Annotated in this window: 16 protein-coding genes; 8 read left to right on the forward strand and 8 right to left on the reverse strand. The window is 70.1% G+C overall.

Features of this window, described 5'->3' with window-relative positions:
* Window positions 1-3 precede the first annotated feature (3 nt).
* Window positions 4-933, reverse strand: coding sequence for an AraC-like ligand-binding domain-containing protein (locus tag QRX50_RS06365; protein ID WP_285971030.1), 930 nt, complete (start codon window positions 931-933; stop codon window positions 4-6).
* A 153-nt stretch (window positions 934-1,086) separates the two neighbouring features.
* On the opposite strand from QRX50_RS06365, the gene QRX50_RS06370 reads away from it, so the two are divergent.
* The 6 genes from QRX50_RS06370 to QRX50_RS06395 all read left to right on the forward strand — a co-directional run bounded on the left by QRX50_RS06370 (window position 1,087) and on the right by QRX50_RS06395 (window position 4,730).
* Window positions 1,087-2,097, forward strand: a complete 1,011-nt coding sequence (locus QRX50_RS06370) for a carbon-nitrogen hydrolase family protein (RefSeq protein WP_285971031.1) — start codon at window positions 1,087-1,089, stop codon at window positions 2,095-2,097.
* Window positions 2,098-2,481: 384 nt separating this feature from the next.
* Window positions 2,482-2,652 (forward strand): TrmO family methyltransferase domain-containing protein, encoded by a 171-nt coding sequence (locus QRX50_RS06375; protein WP_285971032.1) that lies wholly within the window; start codon window positions 2,482-2,484, stop codon window positions 2,650-2,652.
* Between the two features lie 74 nt (window positions 2,653-2,726).
* Window positions 2,727-3,263 (forward strand): sigma-70 family RNA polymerase sigma factor, encoded by a 537-nt coding sequence (locus QRX50_RS06380; protein ID WP_285971033.1) that lies wholly within the window; start codon window positions 2,727-2,729, stop codon window positions 3,261-3,263.
* Entirely contained in the window at window positions 3,260-3,907 is a 648-nt protein-coding gene (locus QRX50_RS06385; protein ID WP_285971034.1) for a hypothetical protein, read from the forward strand. The genes QRX50_RS06380 and QRX50_RS06385 overlap by 4 nt, the downstream gene beginning before the upstream one ends.
* 447 nt (window positions 3,908-4,354) lie before the next feature.
* On the forward strand, window positions 4,355-4,462 hold the full coding sequence (locus QRX50_RS06390) for a CGNR zinc finger domain-containing protein (protein ID WP_285971035.1): 108 nt from the start codon (window positions 4,355-4,357) through the stop codon (window positions 4,460-4,462).
* Between the two features lie 13 nt (window positions 4,463-4,475).
* On the forward strand, window positions 4,476-4,730 hold the full coding sequence (locus tag QRX50_RS06395; RefSeq protein WP_285971036.1) for a YciI family protein: 255 nt from the start codon (window positions 4,476-4,478) through the stop codon (window positions 4,728-4,730).
* An 18-nt stretch (window positions 4,731-4,748) separates the two neighbouring features.
* Here QRX50_RS06395 and QRX50_RS06400 read toward each other — a convergent pair whose 3' ends face one another.
* The gene (locus QRX50_RS06400; RefSeq protein WP_285971037.1) at window positions 4,749-5,357 is read right to left on the reverse strand and encodes an MBL fold metallo-hydrolase; all 609 of its coding nucleotides are present in this window, start codon (window positions 5,355-5,357) and stop codon (window positions 4,749-4,751) included.
* A gap of 165 nt (window positions 5,358-5,522) precedes the next feature.
* Between QRX50_RS06400 and QRX50_RS06405 the strand changes: the two genes are divergently transcribed.
* Window positions 5,523-6,371: an MBL fold metallo-hydrolase gene (locus tag QRX50_RS06405; RefSeq protein WP_285971038.1), complete on the forward strand. Its 849-nt coding sequence runs from the start codon at window positions 5,523-5,525 to the stop codon at window positions 6,369-6,371.
* Complete coding sequence (locus tag QRX50_RS06410) at window positions 6,368-7,078, forward strand: flavin reductase family protein (RefSeq protein ID WP_285971039.1); 711 nt, start codon at window positions 6,368-6,370, stop codon at window positions 7,076-7,078. Before QRX50_RS06405 ends, QRX50_RS06410 begins: the two co-directional genes overlap by 4 nt.
* A gap of 54 nt (window positions 7,079-7,132) precedes the next feature.
* Here QRX50_RS06410 and QRX50_RS06415 read toward each other — a convergent pair whose 3' ends face one another.
* The 6 genes from QRX50_RS06415 to QRX50_RS06440 form a co-directional block, all read right to left on the reverse strand.
* Window positions 7,133-8,329 (reverse strand): acyl-CoA dehydrogenase family protein, encoded by a 1,197-nt coding sequence (locus tag QRX50_RS06415; protein WP_285971040.1) that lies wholly within the window; start codon window positions 8,327-8,329, stop codon window positions 7,133-7,135.
* A complete protein-coding gene (locus QRX50_RS06420) occupies window positions 8,326-9,660 on the reverse strand; it encodes an MFS transporter (protein ID WP_285971041.1) in 1,335 nt (444 codons plus the stop codon). Before QRX50_RS06420 ends, QRX50_RS06415 begins: the two co-directional genes overlap by 4 nt.
* Window positions 9,661-9,773: 113 nt before the next feature.
* Window positions 9,774-11,852, reverse strand: coding sequence for an acetate--CoA ligase family protein (locus QRX50_RS06425; protein ID WP_285971042.1), 2,079 nt, complete (start codon window positions 11,850-11,852; stop codon window positions 9,774-9,776).
* Window positions 11,852-13,003, reverse strand: coding sequence for a CoA transferase (locus QRX50_RS06430; protein WP_285971043.1), 1,152 nt, complete (start codon window positions 13,001-13,003; stop codon window positions 11,852-11,854). Before QRX50_RS06430 ends, QRX50_RS06425 begins: the two co-directional genes overlap by 1 nt.
* Window positions 12,934-13,461: an ERAP1-like C-terminal domain-containing protein gene (locus QRX50_RS06435; protein ID WP_285971044.1), complete on the reverse strand. Its 528-nt coding sequence runs from the start codon at window positions 13,459-13,461 to the stop codon at window positions 12,934-12,936. Before QRX50_RS06435 ends, QRX50_RS06430 begins: the two co-directional genes overlap by 70 nt.
* 16 nt (window positions 13,462-13,477) lie before the next feature.
* Window positions 13,478-14,848, reverse strand: a complete 1,371-nt coding sequence (locus QRX50_RS06440; protein ID WP_285971045.1) for a M1 family metallopeptidase — start codon at window positions 14,846-14,848, stop codon at window positions 13,478-13,480.
* Window positions 14,849-14,850: the final 2 nt, after the last annotated feature.

Below are 14,850 nucleotides of genomic sequence, written 5' to 3' on the forward strand. Positions count from 1 at the left end.
GGCTCAGTCTGCGCCACCCCGGCCGGGAGCGGAAGTGATGCGCCACTCCCGTGGTGAAACCCCGTAGGCCGCCTTGAACGAACGGCTGAAGTGCGCCGCGTCCGAGAAGCCCCAACGGTGGGCGATGGCGGCGACGGTCGCGCTGGTGCCGCCCAGGTCGCGGCGCGATTCGGCCAGCCGCTGCTGCTGGATCCACCGCACGACGGACACGCCGTCGGCCGAGAAGAGCTTGTGCAGGTAGCGCACGGAAATCCGGTGTGCGGCAGCGATCGTCGCCGGCGACAGGTCGGGCTCGCCGAGGTGGTCGGCGATGAAGGCGCGGATCCGCAGCAGCAGCGTCGGCTCGGGCGCCTCGGCACCGTCGAGGACCAGCGATTCGAGCAGGTTCAACGCCGACGCGGCCAGCCGTTCGCCCGCCGCGCCTTCGGCCGCGTTGAGCCGCGCCAGGAACGGCGAGGCGAGCGCAGGCACGCCGGCGTCGGGGCGCAGCGTGGTGGCCGTGACGCGGTGCAGGTCCGCGTCTGCGACGCCGAGGAACCGGCGCGGCACCATGAAGACCTTCATCTCGAACTCGCCGGGGAACCACAGCTCGTAGGGGCGCGCGGCGTCGTAGAACACCAGGTCGCCGGGGCGGATCACGGCGCGGCGGCCGCCTTGGGTGACCACGCCGGGGCCAAGCGTCTGCAACCCGAGGAGCACGAACTCGTCGCCGGCCTCGGCCACGAGCCGCGGCGTCCGGCGGACGCGCTGCGCGGCGGCGTGCACGGTGGAGAGTTGGAGGCGACCGAGCCGGTCGTTGGCAACGGAGCCGGAGAACGCTTCGGCGTCGGGAGTGGCGACGGTCAGCGGCACGAACGAACGGCACACGACCTCGTGCCAGAAGGCCACGCGTTCGGCCTCCGGCTGCGTGTCGGTTGTCAGCACCATGCTCATCGCACCACCACCTGAGCAGCAAGTATGCGCAGATCCGGGCGCGACACACCAGGCGTGCGCTCTCCGTCAACCCCCGGTGCGCTGTGAGGCAAGCCACTGGGTTCGGGGGCTCCTACCTTCGGCCGAACCGGCAGGCGAAGGGAAGGACAGCGCGTGATCACCTACTCGGGCTCTTTCAAGGCGGCGGCCGTGCAGGCGGAGCCGGTGTGGCTGGACGCCGACGCGACCATCGACAAGTCGATCGCACTCATGGCCGAGGCCTCGCGCAACGGCGCCGGTCTGATCACGTTCCCGGAGACATTCGTCCCGGGGTACCCGTGGTGGCTGTGGCTCGACTCGCCCGCGTGGGGCATGCAGTTCGTGGGCCGCTACCACGAGAACTCGATCAGCCTCGACAGCCCGCGCTTCCAGCGGCTGCTCGACGGCGCCCGCCGGCACGGGATCAACGTGGTGATGGGCTTTTCCGAGCAGTCGGGCGGCAGCCTGTACATGGCGCAGGCGACGATCTCCGCCGAAGGTGAGCTGGTGGGCGCGCGTCGCAAGCTGAAGCCGACGTTCGTGGAGCGCACGGTGTACGGCGAGGGCGACGGCTCCGACCTGGTGGTGCACGACGTCGCCGGCATCGGCCGCGTCGGCGCGCTGTGCTGCTGGGAGCACCTGCAGCCGCTCACGAAGTACGCGATGTACGGCATGGACGAGCAGGTGCACGTCGCTTCGTGGCCGAGCTTCTCCGTCTACAAGGGAGCGGCGTACGCGCTCGGGGCGGAGGTGAACACGTCGGCTTCGCGCATGTACGCGGTGGAGGGGCAGTGTTTCGTGATCGCTCCGTGCGCGCTCGTGGGCGACGCCGGGATGGAGCTGTTCTGCGACACCCCGATGAAGGAGCAGCTGCTGCAGCGCGGCGGCGGGTTCGCGCGCATCTTCGGCCCGGACGGCAGCCCGCTCGCCGAGCCGCTGACGGAGGACGAGGAAGGCATTCTGTACGCGGACATCGATCTTTCGGCGATCCCGCTCGCGAAGGCGGCGGCGGACCCCGTCGGGCACTACTCGCGGCCCGATGTGACGCGGCTGCTACTGAACCGCACCCGGCGTCGTCCGGTGGAGGAAACGCGGCCGGCGCCTGAGCAGATCGAAGAAATCCCCGCCGAGCCGGCGGCTGTCTGACCGTTTCGACCCCCCGGCGATGGCGCGCTCATCCCCGTCACCACCGGGTTCCCAAGGTTGTCCACAGCCGTTCAGTGTTGTGGACAACCTTGGTCCAGTTCGGCTTCGGGGCCGGTTGTCGTCGGATGGCGGCGGTAGCTTCCCAGGCATGACCCACTTCGAGCTCCAGCCGATTGCCCGTGTCGAATCCTCGTTGAAGGATCTTGACGGGGCGCCGAAACAACCTGATGAGGGCGCGCCTTCGGCGTGGCTCGTGTTTTCGTCGTCATTTGCCGAAGGCTTGCGCGATTTGCGAGCCGGCCAGCAGGTGCTCGTGTTCACCTGGCTGCACCTGGCCGACCGCTCGGTGCTGTCCGTGCGCCCGCGCAGCATCCGACGCGCGCGATGGCCGGGGTGTTCAGCACGCGCTCGCCCGCGCGGCCGAATCCGATCGGGCTCCACCGCGTGGAGATCGTCGAGGTCGACGGGTTGCGGGTGCTCGTGTCGCACCTCGAAGCGATCGACGGGACCCCCGTGGTTGACGTGAAGCCGGTGCGCTCACCGGACGACGGGTAGAAATCTTCGCGATCGGTGAACCAACCCCAGGTCGGCGTCCGTTTTCAGAGCATCGGACGAGAGGGTGGTGACGGATGACCGGGATGCGAGCCCGCCGGCAGGTGGCCGACGAGGCACTCGTGCGGACGTTGTTCGCCGAACACGGCAAGGCGATGCTCGGCTACGCCACGCGGCTGCTCGGCGACCGCGCGGCGGCGGAGGACGTGGTGCAGGAGGCGCTGGTCCGCGCGTGGCGCAACCCGGACAGCCTGGTCAACGGCAAGGGTTCCGTGCGGGCGTGGCTGCTCACGGTGGTGCGCAACCTCGTCGTCGACAAGGTCCGGGCGCGCGCCGCCCGGCCCACGGAGGTCGCCGAATCGCCGACGACCGTGCCGGTCGCACGTGACCACTCCTCGGCGGTGGTCGACTCGATCGTGGTGCGCGAGGCGCTCGACGGCCTGTCGCCCGAACACCGTGAGGTGCTGGAGCAGGTGTACCTGCGCGGCCACACGGTGCCGGAAGCCGCGGCGCAGCTGGGCATCCCGGCGGGCACGGTGAAGTCCCGCTCGCACCGCGCCCTGCGCCTGCTGCGCGAATCGTTCGGCGACCGGCAGCCGGTGGGTGCCGCGTGACCCACGACCCGCTCGACCACGCCCATGCGCTGACCTGCGAGCACTGCCGGAAGGAGGTGGCATCAGTGCGCGAGATGCAGGAGTTCCTCGAGGCGATCCCGCCCGAACTGCTCCTCGACGGCCCACCCGACGACGCGGACCTGCTGCTGCAACGCACGTTGCGACAGGTGCGCTCCGAAGCGTCGGGCGCGCGCCGGCGCGGCAGAACGCTGGCCGCCACGGCCGCCGTGGCCGTGGCGGCCGCCGCGCTCGGCCTCGGCGCGCTGCTCGGCCACACCGGCACCGCGCCGCCCCTGCTCCCCGCCGCCGCCCCCGACCCGGACCTGGCCGTCGCGCCCCGGCCCGACCCGATGATGCTGACCGGTTCCGCCGGCCCCACCCACCTCTCCGCCGCCGTCACCCCCGCCCGCGGCTGGGTCCGCGTGGAAGCCCACGTCCGCGGCCTCCCGAACGGCACCCAGTGCCGCCTGGTCGTCCTCGGCAAGGACGGCACCCGCCAACTCACCGGCGGCTGGCGGTTCTGGACGTCGGCCACGGGCGACGGCGCCGAGCTGTACGGCTCCGCCAGCATGCCCGCCTCGGAAGTCGCCGCGGTGACCCTGGAGGACATGTCCGGCCACGAGTTCGTGCGAACCGGGGTGTGAACGGGGTTCGTTGCAGTCCGCCGGAGAACCGGGTTCGCGGGCCGGGTGATGGTCGACGGTCGGTCGCACCTGCGGAGCGACCCGACAACGTCACGGCCACCACCGACCCGCATCACGCGAGGGCTTGCCACGCCGCCGACCGGGAAACCCCTGGCGTACCCAGACTTTCCCGGCCGGCGGGCTGTGCGGCGCGTCTGGTGCTCCCCGGCACCACACCCGCGCAGGTCGTTCCGCCGGCCGAAACCCCGGGCGTCCCCAGATGTCGCATCCAACCGGCGCGGCAGCGCGGTCCGGCGCTCGGCCGACGCCGGGTCCGTGCGGGTCACTCCGCCGGCCCGCACCGCTGGTCGGGAATCTCCGGCGTCCCCGGGATCTCCCGACCAGCCGGTCAAGCGGCGTGGTCGAGCACGACCCGGAACCGGGCGTGGCCCGTCATCATGTGGTCGTATGCCTGTAGACACCACGCGCAGCCACACGCGCCGCTGGCACTCCTACGAACTCTGCGGCAACCGCGCCAACGTCGCGAGCCACCGCGCCCGCAAGTCCGAGCACTGACCAGGAGAAACCCATGCACTTCCTCGCGACGGGCCGGATCCTCCGCCCCGAAGACACCGCCGCCCACATGCCCGAAGAGGTCCGCGTGTTCGACCGCCTGCGCGCCGAGGGCTTCATCCAGGCAGTCTTCTTCCTGCAGCCCGGCCCGGGTGTGGTCAACGTCGTCGAAGCCGCCTCACGCGAAGACGCCGAAGCCAAGCTCGCCCAGCTGCCGTTCGTCTCGCTCGGCTTGATGGAGTTCGAGCTGGCGGAGGTCACGCGGCACTGATCGTCCTTTGTAGACCGTTCAGCCCTTCGCCGACCGGGCGGAACCCCAGAGCGCGCCACGGTTGATGCGTCCGGAGTGGAGGGCACCCATCGCCTCGTACGCAGCGTCGCCGGCGATCACGAGGTCCAGGTCGGGCACGTGCAGGCACGTGGTGTCGGTGTGACCCAGCGGCACGGCGCGCAGCACGTGGCCCGCGAGCTCGAAGGTGTCGCCGGCCAGCGGCGACGCGAGCACCAGGTCGGCCGGGATCTGCCCGGGGAACCGGGGTTCCCAGAATGAGCTCGCGACCGCGGCCTGCTCACGCATGTGCTCCACCGCGGCGGGCAACGCCAGCGCCCGCGCCAAGGGGAACCGCCGCAGTACCGCGGCGAGCCCGAACCAGTGGTCGCCGTGGCCGTGCGTCACGTAGACGGCCGTGAGCCGCTTGCCCTTGGCGGCTACCCACTCGACCAGGGCGTCGGCTTGGTCGACGGTCATCAGCGGGTCGACGAGCACGGCGTCGCGCTCGCCCTGCACCAGCGTCGCCGAGATGGGCGACCACATCCGCCGGTCGAGGTCGGGCGGCAGGTCCGCGACGGTGGTGGGCAGCTGCTCGGCGAGGAAAACGTCGTAGCTCGCGGCCGGCAAACCGGGTTCCTTCCGCGAGTCGAAGACATAACTGTCTTTCAATGGGGTATGTCATTGACGCCGCCAGTTACCTCAGTCACTCCATTATGCCGACGTGTCCACCTGGACGCATACTGGTCTCAGACAGAACTAACTGAGCTATGGCTATGTTGAGAGGCGAACCTCATGACCACCCTGTCCTACGACGTCCTGGTCACCGCCGGCGCGAGACGCGAACGCGGCCAGACGCTCCCGACGGGCGAGCCGATCATCTCCTCCCCGGTGTCGACCACGCTCGTGACCGGGGACGAGGACGCGGTGCTCGTGGACCCGCCGTTCCTCGACTTCCAGATCCGCGAGGTCGCCGACTGGGTCGCCCGCAGCGGCAAGCAGTTGCGCGCCATCTTCGCCACCCACGGCCACGGCGACCACTGGTTCGGCACCGCCGAGCTGCTCAAGCGGTTCCCCGGCGCTCAGGTCTACGCCACCCCCGGCACGATCGAGGTGATGCACCAGCAGGCCACCGAAGGCCGCGCGCAGATGTGGGACCTCGACTTCCCCGGCCGCATCCCGCCGTCACCCGTGCTGGCCGAGCCGATCCCCGACGAGGGTTTCCTGCTGGAGGGCCACGTGCTGCGCGCGGTGGACGTCGGCCACACGGACACCGACGCCACGTCCGTGCTGCACGTGCCGGACCTCGGCCTCGTCGTCGCCGGCGACACCGTCTACAACGGAATCCACCAGTACATCCTCGAAGGCGGCGCCGGCGGCCTGCAGGAATGGCTTCGCGCGCTCGACCGGATCGAGGCGCTGCAGCCGCGCACGGTCGTCGCGGGCCACAAGAACAAGGCGCTGCCCGACGACCCGCTGACCATCGATCAGACGCGCGCCTACCTGCTCGACGTGATCCGCCTGCTCGACGGAAAGCCGACCGCACGCGAGTTCTACGACGAAATCCTGCGCCTGCACCCGGACCGGCTCAACCCGGGCCCCGTCTGGTACGGCGCCGTGGCACTGCTGGGGAGTGACGCATGAACATCGAATCCGCCGGACTCGACGCGAAATCCGCCTACAAACTCCTCATCGGCAGCATCATTCCGCGCCCTATCGCGTGGATCAGCACGGAGTCGACGTCCGGCGTCGGCAACCTGGCGCCCGTGTCGTTCTTCACCTGTGTCGGACGCAAACCGCCGAAGGTTTCCCTGTCCATCCAGCCGAAATCCGACGGCGCGACCCTCAAGGACAGCTTCGTCAACATCCGCGACACCGGCGAGTTCGTCACCAACATGGCCACGCTGCCGCAGGCGTTCGCTCTGCACCGCAGCGCCGTGGAGTACGAGCCGGACGTCGACGAGTTCGACGCGGTGGGCGTCGAGAAGGTGGCTTCGTCGCTGGTGAAACCCCCACGCATCAAGGACGCGCCCGTCGCGCTCGAGTGCAAAGTGGACCAGACCTTCTCCGCTCCGGACGGCCTCCACCACATCGTCTGGGGCGAAGTCGTGAGCTTCTACGTCCGCGACGATCTGTACATCAACGGCCGCATCGACTTCGGCGCCATCGCCCCGATCGCCCGTCTCGCCGCCGAATACACGGTGGTGGACAACGCGTTCGTCCCGCCGCTGGACGACGCTGTTCTCACCGAACGTGCCTCTCGCCGCATGCGCCGCCTCGACGGTCAGGGCGAGGAGTACTCCACCGTGGATTCCTCGGGGTGGTCGGCGTCGGGCTCCGTGCAGGGGTAGCGCGCCGCCGGTGGTCACGCGCTTCGGCCACCGGCGGATGCCAGGCACGGTCGCTCAGGATTTCGACTTGTACTCGCGCAGCAGGCCGCGGCTGATGATCGTCTTCTGGATCTCGCTGGTGCCCTCACCGATCAGCAGGAACGGCGCCTCCCGCATCAACCGCTCGATCTCGAACTCCTTCGAATAGCCATAACCGCCGTGGATGCGGAACGCGTCCTGCGTCACCTCGGCGCAAAACTCCGACGCGAGCAACTTCGCCATCCCCGCCCCGACATCGTTGCGGGCACCGGAATCCTTCAACCGCGCGGCGTTCACCATCATCAGGTGCGCGGCCTCGACCTTCGTCGCCATCTCCGCCAGCTTGAACGCGATCGCCTGATGCTGCGCGATCGGCTTCCCGAACGTCCGCCGCTGCTGCGCATACTCCACCGCCAGCTCAAACGCCCGGATCGCGATCCCACACGCCCGCGCCGCCACATTCACCCGCCCGACCTCGACACCGTCCATCATGAACGAGAAACCCCCGCCCGGCGCACCACCAAGCACCCGATCGGCACCGATACGGAAACCGTCGAACACCGCCTCCGTCGTATCGACCCCCTTGTACCCCATCTTCTCGATCTTCCCCGGGATCGTCAGACCCGGCGCCACCTCGCCATACCCCTCAGGCTTCTCCACCAGAAACGCCGTCAGGTTCTGATGCGGCTTCTCCGCACCCTCATCAGTCCTCACCAACAACGCGATGAGGTTCGACGTGCCACCGTTGGTCAGCCACATCTTCGCGCCATCAATCACATAACCCTCACCATCACGACGGGCACGGGTCTTGATCGCCGCGACATCGGAACCCAGATCCGGCTCCGACATCGAAAACGCACCCCGCACCTCCCCCGTCGCCATCCGCGGCAGAAAATACCGCTTCTGCTCTTCGGTGCCATACCGGGAAATCATGTGCGCCACGATGAAATGCGTATTGATCACACCCGACACACTCATCCAGCCCCGCGCGATCTCCTCCACCACCAACGCATACGTCAGCAGCGACTCACCAAGACCCCCGTACTCCTCGGGAATCGTGAGCCCGAACAAGCCCAGCGCCTTCATCCCCTCGACGATCTCCACCGGATAGACGTCCGCGTGCTCCAACTCCTGCGCACGCGGAATCACCTCCTTGTCCACGAACGAACGCACCGTCGCGAGAATCTCCGACTGCACATCGGACAGGCCGGCGGTCTGGGCCAGACGGGTCACGACATCTTCCTTTCCAGTTCTGCTTCGGCCACCCGGCCGACGGCGGACTGCGCGATGTCCTCGAGGCTGCGCCGCCGGGTTTCCGGTGCCAGCACCACGACGGCGATCGCGCCGATCAGGCAGACCCCGAGCACGCCGAAGAACACACCCTGCACGCCGGCGCTCGCGAAGGTGGAGCTGACCAGGAACGGCGTGACGATCACGGCACCGCGCGCACAGGCGTTGGCCAGCGCCGAGCCCTGCATGCGCAGCTGGGTCGGGAACAGCTCGGGGATGTAGCTCGCGATCTGCACGGAGATCGCGAAACTCGCGAGGAACACCCAGACGATGCCCGAGATGATCAGCTCGGTCGTCGAATGCGAGTAGCCGTACCAGATCCCGACCAGTCCCATGAGGACGAACAACACGGCGTTGATCCACTTGCGGCCGAGCCGGTCACCGATGAGCCCGCCGATCAGGCAGCCGGGCACGGCGCCGAGCTGCATGAACACCGTGATGCCGAGGCTCTTCTCCACCGAAAGCCCCTGGCCGACGAGGTAGGTCGGCACCCACGACTGGAACGTGTAGAACGCGATCTGGTTGCAGACGGCGATCAGGATGCACGCCGCCGTGATCCGGCCCAGCGGCTTCCGGAACAGGGCGCGGAAGTCGGGCCGCGCCGACACCACGGCCGGGGGCACGAAGTCGGCCGGTGGGTGCTCGGGCATGTCGGGGTTGTACTTGCGGGCGATCCGGTAAGCCTCTTCGTGGCGGCCCCGGGACTCGAGCCACCGGGGCGACTCGTCGAGGAACTTCAGCTGCAGCACCCAGATCAGCACCGCGGGCACACCGCACACCACGAACATCGCACGCCAGCCCAGCGACGGGATCACCAGCAGCCCGGCGATCGCCGAGGCCGGCAGCGCGAGGTTCACGACCATCGCGAGCACGCCGGCCCACGAAGCTCGCCGGTGGTTGGGCACGAACTCGTTCCACGTGCCGTAGCCCGTGATCAGCACCGCGCCGAGCCCGAGGCCGGTGGCGACCCGCAGCACCGTGATCAGCCCGTGGCTGGGCGCGATCGCGGTGAGCAGCGTGGCCAAGCTGTAGAGCGCCAGGGAGTACAGGTAGGTCGACCGGCGCCCGAACCGGTCGCCGAGGTAGCCGGCGACCAAGGTCCCGATCAGCAGGCCGAACGACGTCGCCGAGAGCAGCAGTGCGTTCTGGCCCACCGTCGAGAACTTCGTGGCCAGCATGGCGGCCAGCACCGAGCCCGACAGGTAGATGTCGAAGGCGTCGAAGAAGCCGCCTCCGCCGAGCAGCGCGAGCTGCTTCAGATGCGGCCGCCCCACTCTTGCGCGGTCGAGGTATTGCCCCACTTGCGACGGGGCCTGGCGAGAATCGGACATCACGAACTTACCTCCGGCTCGACGTTGAGACACGTGGGAGAACTGCGGGACGGGAGCTAGCCGTGCCCGGTGACGCACACCAGGGCATCGAGTGCCGTGGCACCTTCACCCGGGCCGAAGACACGCAGGGGGTTGACCTCGGCCTCCAGCACCGCCGGCGCCGATTCGGCCAAAGTGGACAGTGCGACGATCGCCGAGGCGAGCGCGTCCACGTCGCCGCTGCTGCCGCGGTAGCCGACCACCGGGGTGAGTCCCTTGACCTCGCGGATCATCTCGTGGGCGGTGGCGAGGTCCACCGGTGCGAGCCGCAGGCTCGAATCGCGGTACAGCTCGGCGGTGATGCCGCCCGCCGCCACCATGATCAGCGGTCCGACTTCGTCGCTGACGCGGTAACCGACCAAAGCGTCCACTCCGGACGGTGCCATCTCGGTGACCAGCAGGCGCTCGGCCGTCCCCCCGGATTCGCTCACCGCAGCGGCGATCGCGCGGGCGGCATCGACCAGCTCCCGCTCGCCGGAGACGCCGAGCACCACGCCGCCCGCGTCGGTCTTGTGCGCGATCTCGGCCGAGAGCACCTTGACCGCCACCGGATACGGGAGGCCTGCGGGCACCCGCCCCTCGAGCACCTCGTCGATCGAGACCTCGACGCGAGCCTGGGCGGTGATGCCCACCTTGTCCAGCACCCGGTAGGAGTCGACCTCGTCGAGCACCTGCCGGGTCCCGGTGGCGGCGCCGCGGGTCGACGGCCGGTACGCGGGCGCGCCCGGACGCGAAGCCGCCGCCGTGATCGCCTCCACGATCGCCTCCGGCGTGCGGAAGGCCGGCACCCCGGCCTCGGCGAGCGCGGCGAGCGCCTGGAGTGCGTCCGGCACGGCGAACGCGGCCAGGGGCGTCGGCCCACCGGCGCGCTCGGCCACCGCTTTGACCGCCAGCTCGGGGTGGAACCGGGCCGAGGACCCGACCACCATCACCACGAGGTCGAACTCGCCGCTGTGCTGCAGCTCGTCGAGCGCACCGCTCACGATCTCGTGTTTCGCCCCGGCCAGGGTGAGGTCCATGACGATGCTGTCGGTCACCGGAGCACCCAGCGCCTGGATCCGCCTCAGCAGTGGTGCCGACGGCGCCCGCACCTCGATGCCCCGCAAGCCCAGCTGGTCGACGATGAGCGCCGCGCCGCCGCCGGTCGTGGTGAGCACGGCGACGGAGAAGTCCGCGGTCCCCTTGCCCGCCGGCACGCGCTCCAGCAGGGCGGGCGCCTCGATCAGTGCTTCCAGGTTGTCGACGCGGCTGATGCCACAGGCCCGGAAGAACGCGTCGGCCTCCTCGTCGGAGCCGGCCAGCGCGCCCGTGTGCGACACCGAAAGCTGCGCGCCCTGCGCCGAGCGGCCGAGCTTGTAGACCACCACGGGTTTGCCGCGTTCGGCCGCCGCCAGCGCGAACTCGGCGAGCTCGTCACTGTGGTGCAGCGACTCCAGGAACAGCGCGTACGACCCGATGCCCTCGTCGTCCACTGTGGACAGGCAGATCTCACCGAGGCTCAGGTTCGCCTCGCCACCGGTGGACACCAGGCCGGCGAACGAGATCCCCCGCTGCTTGCCACGGGAGACCAGCGCGCCGATGACGCTGCCGGAATGGGAGGCCACGAACACGCCACCGGGCGCGAGGTCGGTTTCGGCGAACGCCGCGTTGGCGGTGAGCAGCATCCCGTTGCGCGGGTTGACCACGCCCAGGCTGCTCGGGCCGAGCACGCGCGTCGTCCCGGCCGCCGCCCGTAGCCGCGCTTCCCGCTCCCGCCCCTGCTCGCCTTCCTCGCCGAAGCCGCTCGCGAGCACCGTGGCGACGGGCACACCGAGGCGCCCGCATTCGCCCACCGCCTCGATCGCCTGCTCGGCGCCGGTCATCACGTAAACGTGGTCGGGAACCTCGGGCAGGTCCGCGAGCGACGGCCACGCCCGCTCGCCGCCCACGTACTCGCGGCGCGGGTTCACCGGGTAGACGCGGCCGGTGAACCCCGATGCGCGCAGGTACCGCAGCGGACGGGAACTCGTTTTCGCCGGATCGTCGGAGGCGCCGACCAGCGCCACGCTGCGGGGCCACAGGAGTGCCCCGGCCAGTTCGTCGGTCTTCACCGTCATCAGCGGATGACCCCTTCGTCCACGAGAATGGCGATCTCGACCTGCCCGAGACCGAGCTCGTCGGCCAGCACCGCCTCGGTGTCCGCACCCAGCGCGGGCGCGGACTCAACGGCTTCGGGCGCCGCGGCCGGCCAGCGCACCGCGCTCCGGGCGGCGACCACCGGCCCGATGCCCGGCTGGTCGACCTCGTCGAGCAAGGGCTCGTCACCGGCGGCGGCCACCTCGGTGAGCGAGCGATACCGCTGCCACAGCACGGAGGTGTCCGCGAACGCCTTGGTGACCGCTTCGACGTCCCGCTCGGCGAACCACGGTGCCAGCACGCCGACCAGCTCGTCACGCAGCCGATAGCGGTTCTCTTCGAGGTCGAGGTCGAGCCCAGCGCGCTCGCCGAGGCGGGCCAGCACCTCGGCGGTGCCGGTGGCCTCCTGCAGGGCCCGCCACTGCCGCCGTGTCATCGCCACCACGATCACGTGGCCACCGTCGGCGGTGCGGAACGACGTGCCGAAACTGCCGTAGATGTGGTTGCCCTGCTTGGGCCGGTCCTGCCCCCTCAGCTGGGCCTCACCGAGCCACCCCAGGTCGGCGACCGCGCCGAGCGCCACGTCGGACAGCGCGACCTCCGCGTAGCTGCCTTCTCCCGTGGCGGCGCGGTGCAGCAGGCCGGCGAGCACGGCGTTCACCGCCTGGCTGCCGGTCAGCAGGTCCCAGGCCGGCAACTGGTGATTCACCGGCCCGCTGAGCCCGGCCGGCCCGGTCAGGTCCGGCACACCCACCGCGGCGTTGACCGTGTAGTCCAGAGCGGGGCCACCGTCCGGCCGGCCCTGCACACGGACGTGGACCAGGTCGGGCCTCGACGCCCGCAACCGCTCGTCGGCGAGCCAGCCCCAGCCGACGGTGTTGTCCAGCAGCGTCCCGCGTTCCGTGACGAGGGCGGTCACGAGCTCTTGTCCGCGAGGCGAACGCAGGTCCACCGCGACGGATCGTTTGCCCTTGTTGAGCCCGGTCCAGTACAGGCTGCCGCCACCGGGCGCGAGCGGCCATCGGTGGTGATCGCTCGCGCCGCCGAGGGGGTCGATCCGGATCACGTCGGCGCCGAGGCGCGCGAGCGCGAGCCCGCCCGACGGCGCGGCGACGTAGGTCGCCACCTCCACGACGCGTTGTCCCAGCAACGGTCTTCCGGGTTCCCGTAGAGCTCGACCGCCCGCACCGCACGCTCCAGAAGCAACTGCAGGACACCGATATCGTTCTCCCGGACTCCGTGGGTGAGCACGGCCGCCGCGTAGCTGCGGGCCGGCAGGCGGGCGTCGAGCACGTCGTCCCACAACGCTCCCCAGACGACCGCTCGCGCCCGTCGATCATCCAATTTGGACAGATTTCGCAGGGCTGTCCACCGGGACCGGGGGTCCAGCCTGACCTTGACGTGGCGCACCGCGTCGTCGTTGGGCACGAGCAGGTCGGCGAACCCGGCGAGGTCACGGCCACGTTCGCGCGGACCGAGCGACACGTGCTCGCGGTGCCGCAGTACCAGCTCACCCTCGCGTTCGTCGAACGCGGCGACCCGCACCGTCAGGTGCCGCGGCTGAACCTCCGGATCGGGAAGCTGGACCACCCGGCCGCGAACCACCTCAACCGTGTTGAGCCCGCGCCGCAGTAGCCACTCGTCGACCCACCGGGCCACGTCCTCGTCCGACACCTCCCGCAGCGCGGCCACGAAGTCGTCGAGGGCCGGCGTTGCCCCACGCGTGCGTCCGCAGGAAGGTCCGCACGCCGGCGACGAAAGTTTCCCAGCCCACGCGCGAAGCGAGGTCGTGGAGCACTGCCGCGCCCCGCAGGTAGACGATCGGACCGAGGTTCGACCGCGCGGCGTCGGTGTCGGCGGTTTCCACCCGGATCGCGTGGCCGGTGGGCAGCCGGTCGGCGTGCCTGGCCGCCGGCAGGGCGTGGTGGACGAAGGCCGGCCACCCTTCCCCGTACGGCGTCGCGTCCGCCTGCGCGACGACCGCCATCATCGTCGCGAAGGCCTCGTTCAGCCACAGGTCGTCCCACCAGCGCATCGTCACGTAGTCGCCGAACCACATGTGCGCCATCTCGTGCAGCAGGACCTCGGCCCGTTTTCGGCGCGCTTCCGCGGTGACCCGGTGCCGGAACACGAACCGCTCGTTGAGCGTCACGCAGCCCGGGTGTTCCATCCCGCCGAACGCGTACTCGGGCGCGAAGACGTGGTCGTACTTGGTGAACGGGTACGGCAGGTCGAACAACCGGCCGTAGAAGTCGAGCCCGCGCCCGATCACGTCGAAGAGTTCGGGCGCGTCGCGGGTGAGCTCCTCGAAGAGCGAGCCGCGCGCGTACAACGTCAGCGGCACGCCACGGTGGCTGGACCGCAGGCACCGGAACGGACCGGCGGCGAACGCCACCAGATACGGCGGCAGCGGCGGAGTGCGGCCGAAACGCCACGCCGAGCCCTCGCCGGCCGTCGGTGGTTCCTCGGGATCGGTGTTGGCGACCACGACCCAGCCGGCCTCGGCGGTGACGGTCAGCTCGACCGTCGCCTTCAGGTCGGGCTGGTCGAAGCACGCGTACACCTGGTGCGCCGCGAACGGTTCGAACTTGGTGTGCAGGTAAACCTGGCCGTCGAGCGGGTCCTGGAACCGGTGCAGCCCCTCGCCGGTGCGCGAATACGCCGCGGAGCCGGCCACGCGAACCGTGTTTCCGCCGGGGCGCACAGCCAGCCGGACGCGCGTTCCTTCCTGCGCGTCCGGCCCCAGCTCACGGCCATTGCACTCGACCGACTCGACCTGCCCCGCGAAGTCGAGGAAGACGAACGCATCCCCGGACCGAGCCTGGAAGCGGACCACCGTGCTCGTCGCGAACTCCCGCGCACCGACGGTCAAGTCGAGCTCCACCGCGTAGTGGACGTCGAAGATCTCGGCCGAACGCGCTGCCGCCTCGTGTTCCGTCAGTTTGTCACCGGGGGCGGCCCGGCCGTCGAACGGCATCC

Origin of the sequence: Amycolatopsis sp. 2-15 (genome assembly GCF_030285625.1) — a bacterium.
GTDB classification, from domain to species: domain Bacteria; phylum Actinomycetota; class Actinomycetes; order Mycobacteriales; family Pseudonocardiaceae; genus Amycolatopsis; species Amycolatopsis carbonis.